Below are 17,543 nucleotides of genomic sequence, written 5' to 3' on the forward strand. Positions count from 1 at the left end.
TCGACCCGGTCAGATTCTGGGTTAGACGCCCTGCTTCAGGCTGGCCTCGATAAAGCCGTCCAGGTCGCCATCCATCACGCCCTTGAGGTTGCCCACTTCGTAGCTGGTGCGCAGGTCCTTGATGCGGCTCTGGTCGAACACGTAGGAGCGGATCTGGTGGCCCCAGCCGATATCGGCCTTGCCGGCTTCCAGCGATTGCTGGGCTTCCATGCGCTTGCGCAGCTCGAGTTCGTACAGCTTGGCGCGCAGCATGGCCCAGGCTTCGTCACGGTTGCGGTGCTGGGAGCGGTCGTTCTGGCACTGGACGACGATGCCGGTCGGCGCGTGCGTCAGCCGGACCGCCGAGTCGGTCTTGTTGATGTGCTGGCCGCCAGCACCCGAGGCACGGTAGGTGTCGGTGCGCACGTCGGCCGGGTTGATTTCGATCTCGAAACTGTCGTCGACCTCCGGGTAGACGAAGACCGAGCAGAACGACGTATGCCGGCGCGCGTTCGAATCGAACGGCGACACCCGTACCAGCCGGTGCACGCCGGTCTCGGTGCGCAGAAAGCCGTAGGCGTATTCGCCGGTCAGCTTGATCGTTGCACTGGTGATGCCGGCAACTTCGCCTTCGGACTCTTCCATCACCTCGACATTGAAACCCTTGCGCTCGCCGTAGCGGACATACATCCGCAGCAGCATGCCGGCCCAGTCCTGTGCCTCGGTGCCACCGGCGCCGGACTGGATGTCGATGAAGCAGTTGTTCGGGTCGGCCGGATTGCTGAACATACGGCGGAATTCGAGCCTGGCGATCTTTTCTTCCAGCACCTGCGCATCGTCGTTGATCGCGGCGCAGGTGTCGTAATCGCTTTCGCCGCGCGCCATGTCGAACAGCTCCTTGGCATCGGCGGCACCGCCGGCGACTTCGTCGAGCACGAGCACGACGTCTTCGAGCGCCTTGCGCTCGCGGCCGATTTCCTGGGCTTTTTTCTGGTCATTCCAGATGTCCGGGTCTTCGGAGAGGCGAACAACCTCCTCGAGACGGTCACGCTTGCCCGGGTAGTCAAGGTAACGCTTCAGCTCCTCGGCGCGGCTGGCCAAGTCTGCGAGGTGGTTGTCGATCTGGTTGAGCTGTTCGGCTTCCATCACGGTCTGTATCGGTCGGAAAACCGGCCATTATACCGGATTGCCCACCCGGATCGGGGCAATGCTTGCGCTCGCCGGCGGCAATTTTCTCCGGACGGGCCGACGAGCGCGACACAAAAGAAAAGCGGCACCCGCAGGTGCCGCCTTCGGTCCGGGCGACGCCGGTCAGGCGATCAGCCGCGCCCGCAACTCGCGCTGCGCGGCCGAGATCATGGCCAGATCCGGCTGGCTGTCGCGCAGCTCGTCGAGCATGCGCAGCCATTGCGCCAGCGACTCGGCGATCTCCTCCTGCCACGTCGCCAGCTTGGCATCCGCATCGGCTTGCGGACGCCCCCAGACCCGATCGGTCAGCGTCGCATGCAGGCGCTGCAGGTCGTCACGCGCCGCGAGACGGGCCAGGGTCTGCCAGCGGTTTTCGCGCGGCAACTTCTCGATTGCCGTCGCCAGCCAGTCGAGCGACAGCACCTGGCCGAGCGCAAGGAAGAGCTTCATCCGCTCGGCCAGCGTACCGGTGTCGGATGCGCTGCGTGCCAGCTCGATAAACGGCATCGCATGTTCGATCGCCAGCACCTGACTGGCCAGCACACCCGGCACCCCGGCATCGACCCATGCCTCACGACGTGCCTGCGCATCAGCGCTGCCGGTCAGCCACTCGGGCAGACGCGGCAGGCACAGCTCGGCGCAGGTGCGCAGATGCTCCTGTGCAGCGGTGTCGAGCGGATGCTGGAGCAGCCAGCGCGCCACGCGCTCCGTCTGGCGACGCGTCGACATCAGCAACTCGTACTGTTCGGCCACCGGCACCGCAGTCGCAGCTTCGATCTCGGCCAGCAGGCGGTCGGCACTCAGCAGTTGCTGCGCATCGATCAGCGCAGCCACTACCGCATCGGCGGGGCGCTCGACCTCTTCGGCCAGACGGAACACGCAGGTAATGCCGTAGCGGTTGACGACGTGATTGGTCAGCAGGGTCGCCACGATCTCGCGGCGCAGCGGGTGCTCGGGAACGCGATCACCGTAGCGCTCGACCAGCGCGGTCGGGAAGTAGTCGACCAGCATCGGGTTCCAGCGCGCCTCGTCCGGCAGCGCACTGGCGAGCAGTTGCTGCTTCAGGACGATCTTGGCGTAGGCCAGCAGCACCGACAGCTCCGGCCGGGTCAATCCAAGCTTGGCCTGCTGGCGTTCGAGCAACAGCGTGTCGCCCGGCAGGTATTCGAGCCGGCGGGACAGCTTGCCCTGGCGTTCCATCGCCAGCATGAAGCGCTGATGCACCGACAACAGCGACGGCGCCTGCATCCGCTCGAGCGAAATCGCTTGGGTTTGCAGCCGGTTGTCCTCCAGCACCAGATGGCCGACCTCGTCGGTCATTTCGGCCAGCAGCTGGTTGCGCTGCTTCAGCGTCATGTCGCCGCTGGCGACGATGCGGTTGAGGAAAATCTTGATGTTGACCTCGTGGTCCGAACAGTCGACCCCCGCCGAATTGTCGATCGCATCGGTAAAGATCCGCCCGCCCGACAGGCCGTACTCGATCCGCCCCAGCTGGGTGAAGCCGAGGTTGCCGCCTTCGCCCACCACCTTGCAGCGCAGCTCGCGACCGTCAACGCGGACAGCATCGCTGCCGCGGTCGTTCGCCTCGGCGTGCGTCTGCGTGCTGGCCTTCACGTAAGTGCCGATGCCGCCGTTGTAGAGCAGGTCGATCGGCGCCTTCAGGATGGCCTGGATCAGCAGATTGGGTTCGAGCTCGTCGTCCTCGACCTGCAACAGCGTCTTCATTTCCGCCGAGAGCGGAATCGACTTGGCGTTGCGTGGCCACAAGCCACCGCCTTGCGACACCAGTCTCGCGTCGTAATCGGCCCAGCTGGAGCGGGGCAGGGCGAAGAGGCGCTCGCGCTCCTTGTACGACAGCGCCGGATCCGGATTCGGGTCGATGAAGATGTGCCGGTGATCGAATGCGGCCACCAGCTTGACTGCGGTGGAGCGCAACAGGCCGTTGCCGAACACGTCACCCGACATGTCGCCGATACCGGCAATGGTGATCGGATCGACGGCGACGTCGATACCCATCTCGCGGAAGTGCCGCTCGACCGACACCCAGGCGCCGCGAGCGGTAATGCCCATCTTCTTGTGGTCATAACCGACCGAACCGCCCGACGCGAATGCGTCGTCCAGCCAGAAGCCGTACTCCTGCGACAGTGCGTTGGCGACATCGGAGAATGTCGCCGTACCCTTGTCGGCGGCAACGACGAGATAGGGGTCATCCTCGTCACGTCGGGTGACCTGTGCCGGCGGCACGACCTTGCCGTCGACGAGGTTGTCGGTCAGGTCGAGCATGCCGCGGATCAGTGTCTGGTAGCACTCGACGCCCTTGGCAAGAAAGGCCTCGCGCTCGGCCGGCGGGTTCTTGACGACAAAGCCACCCTTGGAACCGACCGGGACGATCACGGTGTTCTTGACCATCTGCGCCTTCACCAGCCCGAGCACTTCGGTACGGAAGTCTTCGCGCCGGTCGGACCAGCGCAGGCCGCCGCGGGCCACCTTGCCGCCACGCAGGTGGACGCCCTCCATCTCGCTCGAATAGACGAAGATTTCGAACAGCGGTACCGGCTGCGGCATGCCCGGAATCTGCGCCGATGCGATCTTGAACGACACATAGGGCTTGGCATCGCCTTCGGCATCCGGCTGCCAGAAGTTGGTGCGAACCGTCGCTTCGATTGCCGCGCGGAACTGCGACAGCATTTTCTCGTCGTCGAGGTTGGGCTGATCGGCAGCGAATTGCGCGATCCCGGCGCTGAGCACCTCGACCTGCGCGGCATCCGTCGTCCCCGGCTTCAGGCGGCCGTTGAACAGCGCGACCAGCTGTCCGGCCTGCTGCGGGAAACGCAGCAAGGTGTCGGCCAGGGTCTCCTGACTGAACCGCAGGCCGATCTGCTTCAGGTAGCGGCCGTACGCGCGCAGCACCAGTACGTCGCGCCAGGCGAGGCCGGCCTGAAGAATCAGCCGGTTGAAGCTGTCGTTTTCGCTGCGGCCGGCAAAAATCGCCTCAAACGCCGCGAGCACACGGCTGCGCGCTGCCGGGCTTTCGAGTTCGCCCGACAGTGGCAACTGGATGCCGATGTCGATGATCCATGCGGCGCTGCCATCGGCAAAGCCCAGCTTGTAGGGGCGCTCGTCCAGTACGCGCACACCAAGGTTTTCCAGCAGCGGCAGGCAGTCGGACAGCTCGATGGCGGTGTTGCGGTAAAGCTTCAGCCGCCAAAGCCGGGTATCGGACTGGCTGCCCGGTACGATGGTCGTCGCCAGTCTGCCGGTTTCCAGCGCGGTCTCGAGCGCATCGATATCGTGCACCGCGACGCGGGCAGGGTAGTCGGCGCAGTACGCGGCCGAGAAGGCATTTGCATAACGCTGGTAGCGGACCGCGCCTTGCTCTTCGCCGCCATGGGCGACCAGCTGACGACGAAGCTCGTCCGGCCAGCGCCGGGCGATCTCGGCGATCTCCGCCTCGATCTCCTGTGCGTCGTACTTAGGATGGGTGCCGTGCGGAATCCGCGTGATGAAGTTGATTCGCGCCAGCGGGCTGTCCGAGAGCAGGACGTTGAATTCGCAGCTTTCACCGGCCAGCCGTTCGAGCAACAGCTGCTGCACCTTCACCCGGACCTCGGTGGTGTAGTTGTCGCGCGGCACGTAGAGCATGGCCGACACGTAGCGGCCGTAGATGTCGTCGCGGAAGAAGATGCGGGTCCGGTTGCGCTCCTGCAGACCGACGATGCCGGTAGTGATCCGCGCCAGCTCGTCGGCATCGGTCTCGATCAGCTCTTCGCGCGGATAGGTGTCGAGCACGTTCAGCAATGCCTTGCCGCGATGGCCGGCCAGATCGGCGCCGGACTGGACAACCGCGCGAGCGATCTTCTGCCGCAGGATTGGAATCTGCCGCGGCGGCGCATTGTAGGCGCTGGCGGTATACAGGCCGAGGAGGCGCAGCTCGCCAACCACCTTGCCCTCGGCGTCGATGCGCTTGAGGCAGACCATATCAAGATATGTAGGCCGATGGATCACCGAACGGGTATCTGCCTTGGTCAGGATCAGCAGCGTATCGGGGCGATAGGCGATCTTGCGCAGCTCGGGCGTCAGCGACGCCCAGGTGCGCGACGGGCCGCCGACCCCATCGTCACGCAACATGCCCAACCCGGAACCCGGGGTGATCCACATATTGCCGTCGCCCTGGGCATCATCGATTCGGTAGTCGCGGCAGCCGAGGAAAATGAAGTGGTCGTCACGCAGCCACTCGAGGTAAGCGACGGCTTCGGCGATTTCGTCCGCGGCCAGTGGCGGCGGGCTCTTGCGCAATTGTTCGAGCGTCTGGCCGAGGTGTTCGGTCATTCTGGGCCAGTCGGCAACGGCCACCGAGAGCACTTCCAGCGCGCTACGGATTTCCTGCTCGAGCGCGGCCAGCGTCTCCGGGCGGGTCACGCGGTCGATTTCGAAGTGCATCCATGATTCGTGCGTGCCCGCATCGTCAAGGCCATCAGCCTGGCCGGCGGCATCGCGCACGACACGCAGTACCGGATGAATGACGAGGTGCACGCCGTAACCGAGGCGGTTGATCGCCATGCCGACGGTATCGACGAGGAAGGGCATGTCATCGACAACCAGCTCGATCACCGTGTGCCGGCACTCCCAGCCGTGCTCGATCAGCGTCGGATTATTGACGCGGACCAACAGCTCGCCGGCAACGCGCCGCGCGCCAAAGCGCCAGTGCGACAGGGCCGCGCCGGCCCAGTTTTCGGCATCCCGGGCGTCAAAGTCCTCGGCGGGAAGATCCGCGTAATAGCGCGCAAACAGCGAGCGGATGTTGTCGGCGAGGGGTTCGCGGGCCTGAGCCAGTGCATCGAGCTGCGAACGGGGAACGGAAAAGGTCATTTCAGCCTGCTCTGCGTCGTTGAAGCTGACTTGACTCTATACCCCGACCTATGGCGTCGCCAGACCGGGTTTTCCTCAACCTTGTTTTCCCCAATCGCTAAAGCGCCACAAGGCCGAAACGCCCATCGGTGTCTCTTTGCCGCCCAGCTGTCGGCAATCAGGATTGACCGGCAAATTAACCAAACATTACCATAACCTAATATACGTCAATGACATGCCGGCCCCCCATGCACACCGTACGCGCCCGAACCGAAGCCAGCCCGCAAGCGGGAACGCTGATCGCCTGCCGCGACCTTGCGCTGGAGATGCTGACCGAGTCGCTGGATGACTTCTTCGAAGAGCTCGAGGAAACGTTCTTCCAGCTCGCCGAAACGACGACGGAGCGCGGCCTGCGCGACCAGTATTTCGATGCCCGGGTCGAAGCGCGGACCAAGAAGGACGCCATCGTGGCAGCCTTCAAACAGCAGTTTCTGGCCAGCTTTGAAGCCAGCCTGCAAACGCGCGATCCGCGCAACGAAAGCAGTTTCTACCAGGTCAGCCTGACACCGGACGCGCTGTCGCTGGTGGCCAACGACGAATACGAAGCTTCGCTGACGCTGAGCAGCGTCACCAATGCCATGCAGCAGAAGGGCGGCGATACGCTGACCCAGCTCGAGCAACGGCTGGCAACCCTGCTGCCCGAGCGCAGCGAATCCACCGGGCCACTGAGCCCGAAAGCCATCTGCGAAGCCTTTCTCAATGCCTGCCAGCAGCTTGAAAGCGGCCTGGCCGCGCGTCTCGTTGCCTTGCGCACATTCGAAACCGAGCTGTCGGGCCGCGTCGCGGGCGTTTATCAGCAGCTCAACCAGTATCTGATCCAGCAGAACGTTGCACTTCCCGGGTTGACGCGCCGGACCGGCTCGCGGGGCGAGCCGCATACTGCGACATCACAGGCAGGGAGCGATAGTGCGTACGCACCGCAAGGCGACTTCGGTGCGAGGGGCGGAGAGGGTACAGGCAGCGCTCCCGTCACGCCGGCATCGTTGTTGCGTCCCGAGCTGATTGCCCACCTGAACCAGCTCTTCTCGGCCGGCGCGCCATCAACACGGCGCCCGGTTCGCCCGGACTGGTTCAACTTCCTCGATCACCTGCAGCAGGATTCGTTTGGCACCTCGCAGGACCTGTTCGCCCAGCCGGAAAACCTGCTGGCCCTGCTGCGCGGCAGCCGCTGGACACAGGAACTCGACCGGGTCGACACGATGACGGTCGAACTGGTCACCCTGCTGTTCGATCGGCTGTTCGACGATACCCGCCTGCCCAGTGCAGCCAAGGGGCTGCTTTCACGCCTGCAGGTGCCGGCCCTGAAAGCCGCCATGCTCGACGCGGGTTTTTTTAGCGACAAGTCGCACCCGGCGCGACGGCTGATCGACCGGATTGCCGAGGCCAGCCTCGAATGGCAGGAAGAACCGTCCGAAAACGACGCCCGGCTGCGCAAGTTTGCCGAGCTGATCGCCGAGGTTGCGGCAACCTTCAGCGACGACGCCGGCGTTTTCCAGACGGCACTGGATTCGCTCAATCGCTGGCTCGAAGCCGAAAGCAGCGCGATCGATGCATCGATCAGCGAGCAGGCAGAAGCACTGCTCGCCGGAGAGATCAGCGAACTGGCGCAGGCCACGGTGCAGGCACTGCTGGAGCAGCGGCTTCAACCGTCGCACCCGCCCGTTGTCGTCGCCTTCATCTCGGAGCAATGGCATGTCGCGCTTGTGGCAGCCTACGACGCCAGCGGTGAGTCGGCACCGCTCTTCGTCGAACGACTCGCGGTTGTCGACGACCTGCTGTGGAGTGTCGCCCCCAAGGTCCGTCCGGAAGACCGGTTGCAGCTCGTCAACACCCTCCCGGCCTTGCTCGCCCGGCTTGAAAAAGGCATGCGCGACACCGGGGTAGCCGACGAAGTTCGCAAGGCGTTCTTTGCCGAACTGGTGCAACTGCACGCCAGCGCAATCCGCCAGGGCTTGAAACTCGCCCTGACCGTCACAGTGGAAACGGCGCCGCAAGTACCTGCAGCGCGCACGCCCGTGCCGGCCACGCCGATCGAGCTGGATGTCATCGTCCCGGCACGTCCGGCGACGCCTGAAATCGAGTACATCACCGACGAGCCAGCACCGGTGGAGATCGGCGCTTCACACGCGTCCGAGCCGGAGACATCCACCGAGCCGGCCGTTGTCGCAGATCTTCTGGCGCGTGGTGACTGGGTCGAATGGTATGACGGCGATGCGCCACCACGGCGCCTGCGGGTCGGCTGGGTCAGCCCGCAGGGCACCCGCTTCCTGCTGACCAGCCGTACCGACAAGGGCCTGACACTGATGCGGAACGAGGTTGAAGCGCATCTGGCCAGCGGCGCACTGGTCCGCATCGACCTTGGTGCCGGAGTGACCGAAGACGCATTCAGCCAGTTGCGGGATGCGCTGACCGTCTGAAGCGCCGGGCCGGGGCTTGTCCCGGTCTGGTAAACTCCGGGGCATGATCCGACTCAAATCCGCCACGCTGCGACGTGGCCTCAAGGTCCTGCTCGAACAGGCCGACCTGACCCTCAATCCCGGCCAGAAAGCCGGCGTCGTCGGCGCCAACGGTGCCGGGAAATCGTCGTTCTTCGCCTTGTTGCGCGGCGAACTGCATCTCGACGGCGGCGACCTCGAACTGCCACCGCGCCTGACCATCGGCCACGTTGCGCAGGAAACGCCCGCGCTCGCCGAGCCGGCGCTCGATTACGTGCTGCGCGGAGATGCCGAGCTGAGCTCGCTTGAGCGCGAGCTGGCACAGGATCACGACGACGGCGTGCATCACGCCGAGCTGCTGTCGCGTTACGAAGCCATCGACGGCTATACGGCCAGGGCGCGGGGTGCCAAGCTCCTGGCAGGACTGGGTTTCAGCGAAGCGGAAATGCAGCGCCCGGTCGCCGATTTTTCCGGCGGCTGGCGCATGCGGCTCAATCTGGCACAGGCGCTGATGTGCCGCTCGGACCTGCTGCTGCTCGACGAGCCGACCAACCACCTGGATCTGGAAACGGTCGTCTGGCTGGAAAGCTGGCTGCGCAGCTATCAGGGCATGCTGCTGGTGATCTCGCACGACCGGGACTTCCTCGACGCCACGGTCGGCAGCATCCTGCATGTCGAGCTCGGCAAGCTCAACCTCTACACCGGCAACTACGCCAGCTTCGAGGCGCAGCGTGCCGAGAAACTGGCGCAGCAGCAGCAGGCCCACGACAAGCAGCAACGCGAAATCGCCCACCTTGAGTCGTTCATCACCCGCTTCAAGGCCAAGGCCAGCAAGGCCAGACAGGCGCAAAGCCGGGTCAAGGCGCTCGAACGGATGGAGATCATCGCCGCCGCTCACGTCGACTCACCTTTCACTTTTTCGTTTCGCGAGCCCGAGTCCAGTCCGAATCCGCTGCTGCGCATCGAAAAAGGCGACGCGGGCTATACCGCCGACAGGCCCACACTGCGTCACCTTGATCTCAGCCTCCAGAAACAGGCACGGATCGGCCTGCTTGGCGTCAACGGCGCCGGCAAGTCGACGCTGATCAAGACGCTGGTCGGCGAACTACCCTTGCTGACCGGCGAGCGGCACGAAGGAAAGGGACTCAAGGTCGGCTACTTCGCCCAGCACCAGCTCGAGCACCTGCGACTCGATGAATCGCCACTATGGCATCTGCAGAAACTCGCCCCCGACACCCGCGAACAGGAGCTGCGCGACTATCTCGGTGGCTTCGACTTCCGCGGTACGATGGCTTCGAGTCCGGTAGCGCCGTTCTCGGGCGGCGAAAAGGCGCGCCTGGCGCTGGCGCTGGTGATCTGGCAACGACCGAACCTGCTACTGCTCGACGAACCGACCAACCACCTCGATATCGACATGCGGCAGGCACTGACCCGCGCACTGACCGATTTCGACGGGGCAATCATTCTGGTGTCGCACGATCGGCATCTGTTGCGCGCCACGGTCGACGACTTCTGGCTGATCGAGGCGGGCAGGGTGAAGCCGTTCGATGGCGACCTTGACGATTATGCACGCTACAGCCAGGAAAAGCGCATCGAATCTGCCGCAATCAGCCTGCAGGCATCCGATGCGGGGCTCGACCGCAAGGCACAGAAGCGTGCCGAGGCCGAAGCCCGCCAGGCGCTTGCACAGCAACGCAAGCCACTCGAACAGCGACTGACCAAGATCGAGAAAGCACTGACACCCAAGCAGGCCGAACACGCCGAACTGACGGTGCAACTGCAGGACGCAGCACTGTACGACGCCAGCCGCAAGGACGAACTGCAGCTGGTGCTGCGCCGCGAGGCACAGCTCAAGGGCGAAATCGACGAGCTGGAAATGGCGTGGCTGGAGGTCAGCGAAGCGCTTGAAGCGCTGGCTGTGGCCTGATCCGTACAAAAAAAGGGAGCCTGCGGGCTCCCTTTTTTCATGCGGCATGATCAGTGCCCCCATAAACAAAAACCCCGGCAACTGTCGGGGTTTTTGTTTTCAGCACGGCGACTTACTTCGCCTTGGCTTCTTCGCGCTCGTACGCCTCGACATACGGACGGCCGTAGTAGCTGTCGAGCAGCAGCTGCTTCAACTCCGAGATCAGCGGGTAGCGCGGGTTGGCACCGGTACACTGGTCATCGAATGCTTCTTCGGCTACTTCGTCGAGCTTGGCGAGGAACTCCTTCTCCGGCACGCCGGCCGCCTGGATCGACATCGGAATGTCGAGGCAAGCCTTCATCTCGTCCACCCAGGCGATGAGCGACTCGACCTTCTGGTCGTCGTTCTTGCCCGGCAGACCGAGGTATTCGGCGATGTCGGCGTAGCGGCACTTGCCGATCGGACGGTCGTACTGGCTGAACGCGGTCTGTTTGGTCGGAATGTCGGCCGAGTTGTAACGGATGACGTTCGAGATCAGCAGGGCGTTGGCCAGGCCGTGCGCCAGATGGAACTCGGCACCGATCTTGTGCGCCATCGAGTGGCAGACGCCGAGGAATGCGTTGGCAAACGACATGCCGGCAATCGTGGCGGCGTTATGCACCTGTTCACGGGCCTTCGGATCCTTGGCGCCGTTGGCGTACGAGGAGGGCAGGTAGTCCTTCAGCAGCTTCAGCGCCTGCAGGGCCTGCGGGTCCGAGTACTCGGTCGCCATCACCGAGGCATAGGCTTCCAGTGCGTGCGTCACCGCGTCGATGCCACCGTAGGCGGTCAGGCTCTTCGGCATGTCCATGACCAGGTTGGCGTCGATGATTGCCATGTTCGGCGTGAGCTCGTAGTCGGCGATCGGGTACTTCACACCGGTCTTCTCGTCGGTCACCACGGCAAACGGCGTCACTTCCGAACCGGTACCCGAGGTGGTCGGGATCGCAATCAGCTCGGCCTTCACGCCCATCTTCGGGAACTTGTAGATGCGCTTGCGGATGTCCATGAAGCGCAGGGCCAGTTCTTCGAAGTGGACGTCCGGGTGCTCGTACATCACCCACATGATCTTGGCCGCATCCATCGGGCTACCGCCGCCCAGTGCGATGATCACGTCCGGCTTGAAGGTGTTCAGCAGCGCTACGCCTGCACGGACCACTTCCAGCGTCGGATCGGCCGGCACGTCGTAGAACACTTCGACTTCGAGGCCCATCTGCTTGAGGATGCGGATGGTTTCGTCGCAGAAACCGTTGTTGAACAGGTAGTGGCCGGTGACGATGGCGGCGCGCTTCTTGTTGCTCAGTTCCTCGAGTGCGATCGGCAGGCAACCGCGGCGGAAATAGATGCTCTTCGGCAGTTTGTGCCACAACATGTTTTCGGCCCTCTTCGCGACGGTTTTCTTGTTGATCAGGTGCTTCGGACCAACGTTCTCGGAGATCGAGTTGCCGCCCCAGGAACCGCAACCCAGCGTCAGCGACGGCGCCAGCTTGAAGTTGTACAGGTCGCCGATACCGCCTTGCGACGACGGCGTATTGATGAGGATCCGTGCGGTCTTCATCTTGTCGCCGAAGTAGTTGATACGCTCGCCCTGCAGATCCTGATCGGTATACAGCGAGGAGGTGTGGCCGATGCCGCCCAGCGCGACCAGCGCCTCGGCCTTGGTCACTGCATCGTAGAAGTCCTTGGCGCGGTACATGCCCAGCACCGGGCTCAGTTTTTCGTGCGCGAAGGCTTCTTCTTCACCGACCGACGTCACTTCACCGATCAGTACCTTGGTGTACGGCGGCACCTTGACGCCGGCCATCTCGGCGATCTTGATTGCGGACTGGCCGACAATGTTGGCATTCAGGCCGCCATTGATCAGGATGACTTTGCGGACTGCTTCGGCGTCCTTTTTGCTAAGGATGTGGCCACCGTTCTTCGAGAAGCGCTCCTTGGCAGCTTCATAGACTTCGTCGACGATGATCACGGCCTGTTCGGACGCGCAGACCACGCCGTTGTCGAAGGTCTTCGACATCAGGATCGACGCCACCATGCGCTTGATGTCGGCGGTTTCGTCAACGACGACCGGGGTGTTGCCGGCACCGACGCCGATCGCCGGCTTGCCGGACGAATAGGCGGCCTTGACCATGCCCGGACCACCGGTCGCGAGGATCAGGTTCACATCCGGGTGCTTCATCAGGTGATTCGACAGCTCGACGCTCGGTGCATCGATCCAGCCGATGATGTCGCGGGGCGCACCGGCAGCAACAGCGGCCTCGAGCACCAGACGCGCAGCGGCGTTGGTCGAATCCTTGGCGCGCGGGTGCGGGCTGAAGATGATGCCGTTGCGGGTCTTCAGCGAAATCAGCGCCTTGAAGATCGCGGTCGACGTCGGGTTGGTCGTCGGGACGATGCCACAGATGATGCCGATCGGCTCGGCGATGGTGATCGTGCCGAACGCATCGTCGGTCGACAGTATCCCGCAGGTCTTTTCGTCCTTGTAGGCGTTGTAGATGTATTCCGATGCGAAGTGGTTCTTGATGACCTTGTCTTCAAGCACGCCCATGCCGGTTTCGGAAACCGCTTGCTTGGCCAGCGGAATGCGCGCATCGGCAGCAGCCAGCGCCGCACAGCGGAAGATGTTGTCGACTTGCTCCTGGGTATAGGTTGCAAACAGTTGCTGCGCTTTTTTGACACGGGCAACCAGTGCGTCGAGTTCTTGCACCGAGGTAACGGCCATGGTGTATCTCCTTGGTTTTCACGGACTTGCTTGGCTGATGCGATACGGAAGGGACAACCAACCGGACCCAAATCATTTCGTAGTCATATTAATCCCTGAGCGCCACGATAGTTTGATCTGGATCAAGTCGCAATCTGCAATTAGTTACAGAGTCGTATAATGTATATTATGTCAAGTTACATCCTAATCCTGATCGGACTGACCCGATTTCGAGCCCATCAAGCCCACCCCGTTTTCAGCCCTCTTTAGCCGCACTTTCTTGTGCCGAAATAACAACAGCCGCCCGATGGGCGGCTGTTGTACTTCTAGGGAGAAAAACAATGAAAATGAACGTACCGACCGCTCAATACAAAGTCTCAACGCAGGATCTCATCTTCGCCATCACCAGTTTGCCGCCGTCTACGGTCGCCGATGTATGCGGCGTCGGCATCGATCAGGTGCAACGGTGGAAAGTCGGTGCCGATCCGCTGCCGTTCGCCGTCTACCAGCTGTTGCGGTTTTTCGGCATGCGAACGGTCCCCAGTGGATTCGGCGCGTGGTCTGGCTGGCGATTCACCGAGGACACGATCATCCCGCCCGGTGGCGGCCGACGAGATGGCGCGCGGATACAGGACGTGATGTTTATCCGGCACTGGTACATCGATCGGCAGCTTCTCGAGAGGCAATCGAACCTGATCGACGATCTGACGCGGCAGCTCGACTTCTACAAGCGTCAGTGCACGCTGGAAGCCCGTTACGGGCTGATGCTCGCCACGCTATTCGGCAATGGCGGCCATCTGGCAACTTAGTTTGATAGCTCAGCCTGCGGCTTCGCCTCCTGCGGCCGCGGGATCAGCAACGCTTGCCGTAGCTGGTCGACCGACGGGTTTTGCCGGAATCTCAGGGTTTTGATGCCGGCCTCGCCCAGAAAGGCGTCGCGCTCGGCGTCCTTGTCCAGCTTGCTGTTGTGGGTCGAGTCGTCCAGCTCGATGACGGCCAGTACACTGAAATCCTTCTTGCAGACCACGAAGTCGGCCGACTTCTGGCTGATTCGCTTGAACTTGGCGTAGTTCTCCTTTTGGCTTCCGCCCTTGGCAACGACCAGCTGCGAAAAAGATACCTGAGCCAGAACGATGTGATCGGGAGAAAGCGCTTCGACCAAGCGGAAGTAAACCGGCTGTTCACGCTCGGTTAGCACGGGCTTCCGCTGGAAGCGCGACGAACCGGTAGAGGCTCCCTTCCCTGCCCCGTTTTTCTTCATCACCGTGCCAAGGACGGCAGCAACCACGACCATCAGGACAGCAAAAGCCAATGCGCCAAGCATAATCACCTCCTTTTCAAAGGTGGAAAGCTTGGCACAACGGGCGAGGAAGCTGCAAAAGGTTGTGCGTGAGGGGTGAACCGCGCGACCGCGCGGCCGGGACGCCCCGGCCCCTCATGGCACCGTAGCGGACTGCTACGGCCTTGGGTCTGCAGTTAACGACTGCAGGCGTCCCACGATGGCGCGCTGTAGCCGCATGACCACCATGCCCAAAAGTCTGCGCGGCGATCCTGCTCGGATTTGTCCAGGTGCGCACAACCGGTCAGCATCAGCGCGATCAGCGCGGCGCGGATCATGCCGACACCTTCAAGGTCGTGACTTTGGTCTCGACCGGCGCGGGTGGCTGACTGGAGACCTGCACCGGGGTCGTCGTAGTGTTCTGCATCGGCTGCTGCCCGGGTTTCCACGGCAGGTAGATCCCGTTGCGGACGATATTCTCGCACATGTCCTTGTCCATCTGGACCGGCGTGCCTTGATCGGTGTAGCACTTGCAGCCCTTGGCGCTCGATACGCACGCCTGCGGCGCGGGGACACTTTGCGGTTTGGTCAGGTCGTCGTATTCAGGCGCGGTATGCGGCAGGCCGGCGATACGCGGCTGCTGGTCCTGTACCCACTGCTCGAGCGTGCGGTGCTCGTTCCTTCGGTCGTCGCGGGATGCGCTCGATATCGCCTTGCCGTGCGACTGCGGCGCTGAGGCTTCGGCTGTCGGCGTTGAGCCCGGCGCAAACTTGTGGTCGAAATTGGCGAACCACCGGTAGGCCATGAAGCCGAGCACGGCCAATGCGATCGGCAGCAGGCAGAACAGCCAGAACTTCATCGGAATCCGCGCTTTGTACGTATCGAGCTCGGTCGATTTGTACTTGCCGAACAGCACCTTCGGATAACTCCAGTCGTGCCGCACCGAATCCTTGGTGGACTTGTCGCAGTTATCGCGGCACTTGTTCCACTCGTGCACGACAGCGCGGCGCATGTTGAACGTACGGTTGACGTGGAAATGCCGGCCGACGAGTCGTCGAACGTTGCCATCAATCAGTAGCGGGTGCTGCGTAGTAATCCAGAGGTCGACGCCCATGTGCCGGTGCGTTTCCAGCTCGGACACGCACTTGGGGACGGCCGAGCCGTTGGCGCGGGGCCGGAACAGCCGCTGGCATTCGTCAATGACGATGATTGCGCCCTTGGGGCAGTTGAACCACTCGGCTTCGTTGTCGAGCTTTGTCCAGGGCAGATACACCTCGTCAAGGATTTCGAGTCCGGCATAGAACACGGGGCGGTTCTCTTTCTCGGCTTGGGCCTTGACCTCTTGGACCATCCGCAGCGTTTTGCCTGCGCCGGGCAGGCCTGTTGTCATGATGATCATTTGGTCACCAGCTTCTTGATGGAGCCGGACTGCAGGCCACTGATGAGTAGGCGCGCCGAGCAAGCCGAGAACAGCATCGAGACGCAGATATCGACCTTCATCGCCCCCATGATCGCCGCGACGTCACTGGGCACGGACTGCAGATAGTTGGTTGACTGCGCCAGTGCCCAGTCGAGCATGGCCGAGAAGCCGGTATAGGTGGCGAAGCCGAAGCCAAGGCCGATCAGGACACGACCGGCAAGGCTTGCGGCGACTTCAATCAACGCGCCAATCAGCGCGGCAATAATCATTGGCATGGGGTTACCTCACAACGATGAAGACGCAAGCGATGAACGTAATGGCAACGAGGATGTTGCCGAGGACCTGCAGCCACGAGCACATGCCCGAGAGCGGCATCGTTACCGAGTGCCCCATCAGGCTGAATGACTTGTCGGACGGACAGCCGCCGGACAGGAATCGGTCCTGCTTGAATGCCCGTGACAAGTCGCGGTCACCGATATTGAGTGAGTCGCGCACTTCCTGATCCGATTTGCCGACTGCATCGTTGCCTTTCTTGGACCAGTCGTTTTCCTTGGTCATTGCGCAATAGGATTGCCAATTGACCTTGGCAATTTCACAACCAACAACATCATCGGACTCACATTTAAACGAATCACAACCACCGGAAACGTTACTTTTTTCCTTTGTCTTGCAAATCGGAGAGGTTGGATTGAGCTTGCAATACTGATCAACTCGGTCCGTCGTAGTCTGAGTAGTCGTACCAGTCGGGCCTGTCGTATTAGTCGTCTGAGTTACCGTGCCATCAGGATTGGCAGTGGTTGTAGTTGTCGTAGTTTCAGAAGTTGTAGTGCCATCCGGTCGTGTTGTCGTATTCGTACCAGTGGTCTGAGTTTGAGTGCCGGTCGAGTTAGGAACACATTGAGTTGCTCCATTCATTGTCACGCTACCCATTGCCTTTTCAGCGCACGATGACTCTGTTTCACTGCCGGGGCTAGCACTATCACCAGTTTGATTACCCGCCTCGCCAGTAAAGGTCGCAACTACGCCTTTGGCGAAATAGCATTTTTTTACACCATCAACAGGGGCGCAATAGTAATCAGACGACGACAGAGAAACCTTGCATCCCTCAAAACTACACGCCATCGCACCTTTACCAACGCAGGACCCAGTGTAACCACCAGCAGCAATTGTTTGGCCCGCTTTTGACGCGCACGGGTTCTGACAAACGCCGTTGATAAGCTGCTCTCCCGCTGGGCATTTCTGCTGGCACTTACCCCCAACCAGTTCTTGCCCAGACGGACAGCCGCAATTGCCGGTAACCGGGTCCTGCGTTTGTCCGGACGGGCACGTATTAGTGCAAGCGGCATTGGGCAACACCAGATTATCGGGAGCACATTGTTTTCTAACGCTACCCACGTTTGCACCGGATAAATCAAGGCACAGCCCCGCGCCCATTGAAACGGAGTACGAACTGGAACGCTTGGCCTTGCATGCCTGCAATGGGTCTGAATTGCAATACGGGTAGTTGGCCGAAGTTGGAGTGCCACTGCCCGCGCAGTAATAATCGGCATATGCCAACCCGGAGGCCCATGACGTGGCAATCAGGAAAAAATAAGCCAGCACGCTCCGCAAATTGAGACGATGTAGAACCAGCCATCCATTTTTCATTTCTCCAATCTCCGGAAAATAAAAAAGGGCGAGTTGCCCCG

Annotated in this window: 11 protein-coding genes; 3 read left to right on the forward strand and 8 right to left on the reverse strand. The window is 62.0% G+C overall.

All coding sequences use genetic code 11. From position 1 onward, the window contains the following. Nucleotides 1-21 precede the first annotated feature (21 nt). Entirely contained in the window at nucleotides 22-1,125 is a 1,104-nt protein-coding gene (gene prfB / locus IE097_RS07225) for a peptide chain release factor 2 (protein ID WP_189459674.1), read from the reverse strand. Nucleotides 1,126-1,290: 165 nt separating this feature from the next. Beyond that, nucleotides 1,291-6,036, reverse strand: a complete 4,746-nt coding sequence (locus IE097_RS07230) for an NAD-glutamate dehydrogenase (RefSeq protein ID WP_189459485.1) — start codon at nucleotides 6,034-6,036, stop codon at nucleotides 1,291-1,293. 227 nt (nucleotides 6,037-6,263) lie between these two features. Here IE097_RS07230 and IE097_RS07235 point away from each other — a divergent pair, with 227 nt between their 5' ends. Together IE097_RS07235 and IE097_RS07240 are read left to right on the forward strand one after the other, a co-directional pair. Then, nucleotides 6,264-8,492: a DUF1631 family protein gene (locus IE097_RS07235; RefSeq protein WP_189459486.1), complete on the forward strand. Its 2,229-nt coding sequence runs from the start codon at nucleotides 6,264-6,266 to the stop codon at nucleotides 8,490-8,492. A gap of 43 nt (nucleotides 8,493-8,535) precedes the next feature. Beyond that, entirely contained in the window at nucleotides 8,536-10,437 is a 1,902-nt protein-coding gene (locus IE097_RS07240; protein WP_189459487.1) for an ATP-binding cassette domain-containing protein, read from the forward strand. 112 nt (nucleotides 10,438-10,549) lie between these two features. Here IE097_RS07240 and adhE read toward each other — a convergent pair whose 3' ends face one another. After that, nucleotides 10,550-13,177: a bifunctional acetaldehyde-CoA/alcohol dehydrogenase gene (gene adhE, locus IE097_RS07245; RefSeq protein WP_189459488.1), complete on the reverse strand. Its 2,628-nt coding sequence runs from the start codon at nucleotides 13,175-13,177 to the stop codon at nucleotides 10,550-10,552. Between the two features lie 320 nt (nucleotides 13,178-13,497). Between adhE and IE097_RS07250 the strand changes: the two genes are divergently transcribed. Further along, on the forward strand, nucleotides 13,498-13,965 hold the full coding sequence (locus tag IE097_RS07250) for a hypothetical protein (RefSeq protein ID WP_189459489.1): 468 nt from the start codon (nucleotides 13,498-13,500) through the stop codon (nucleotides 13,963-13,965). Here IE097_RS07250 and IE097_RS07255 read toward each other — a convergent pair. From IE097_RS07255 to IE097_RS07275, 5 genes are all read right to left on the reverse strand, one after another. Beyond that, the gene (locus tag IE097_RS07255) at nucleotides 13,962-14,480 is read right to left on the reverse strand and encodes a DUF2726 domain-containing protein (RefSeq protein ID WP_189459490.1); all 519 of its coding nucleotides are present in this window, start codon (nucleotides 14,478-14,480) and stop codon (nucleotides 13,962-13,964) included. The genes IE097_RS07250 and IE097_RS07255 overlap by 4 nt on opposite strands. A 152-nt stretch (nucleotides 14,481-14,632) precedes the next feature. Beyond that, nucleotides 14,633-14,773, reverse strand: coding sequence for a hypothetical protein (locus IE097_RS07260; protein ID WP_189459491.1), 141 nt, complete (start codon nucleotides 14,771-14,773; stop codon nucleotides 14,633-14,635). Then, nucleotides 14,770-15,834: a zonular occludens toxin domain-containing protein gene (locus IE097_RS07265; protein WP_189459492.1), complete on the reverse strand. Its 1,065-nt coding sequence runs from the start codon at nucleotides 15,832-15,834 to the stop codon at nucleotides 14,770-14,772. The genes IE097_RS07260 and IE097_RS07265 overlap by 4 nt, the downstream gene beginning before the upstream one ends. Next, nucleotides 15,831-16,130 carry a DUF2523 domain-containing protein gene (locus IE097_RS07270; RefSeq protein ID WP_189459493.1) on the reverse strand — a complete coding sequence of 100 codons (300 nt, stop codon included), beginning with the start codon at nucleotides 16,128-16,130 and terminating at the stop codon, nucleotides 15,831-15,833. Before IE097_RS07270 ends, IE097_RS07265 begins: the two co-directional genes overlap by 4 nt. 4 nt (nucleotides 16,131-16,134) lie before the next feature. Further along, on the reverse strand, nucleotides 16,135-17,502 hold the full coding sequence (locus tag IE097_RS07275; RefSeq protein WP_189459494.1) for a virulence factor TspB C-terminal domain-related protein: 1,368 nt from the start codon (nucleotides 17,500-17,502) through the stop codon (nucleotides 16,135-16,137). Between the last annotated feature and the right edge of the window lie 41 nt (nucleotides 17,503-17,543).

The organism is Jeongeupia chitinilytica, assembly GCF_014652315.1.
GTDB lineage: Bacteria > Pseudomonadota > Gammaproteobacteria > Burkholderiales > Chitinibacteraceae > Jeongeupia > Jeongeupia chitinilytica.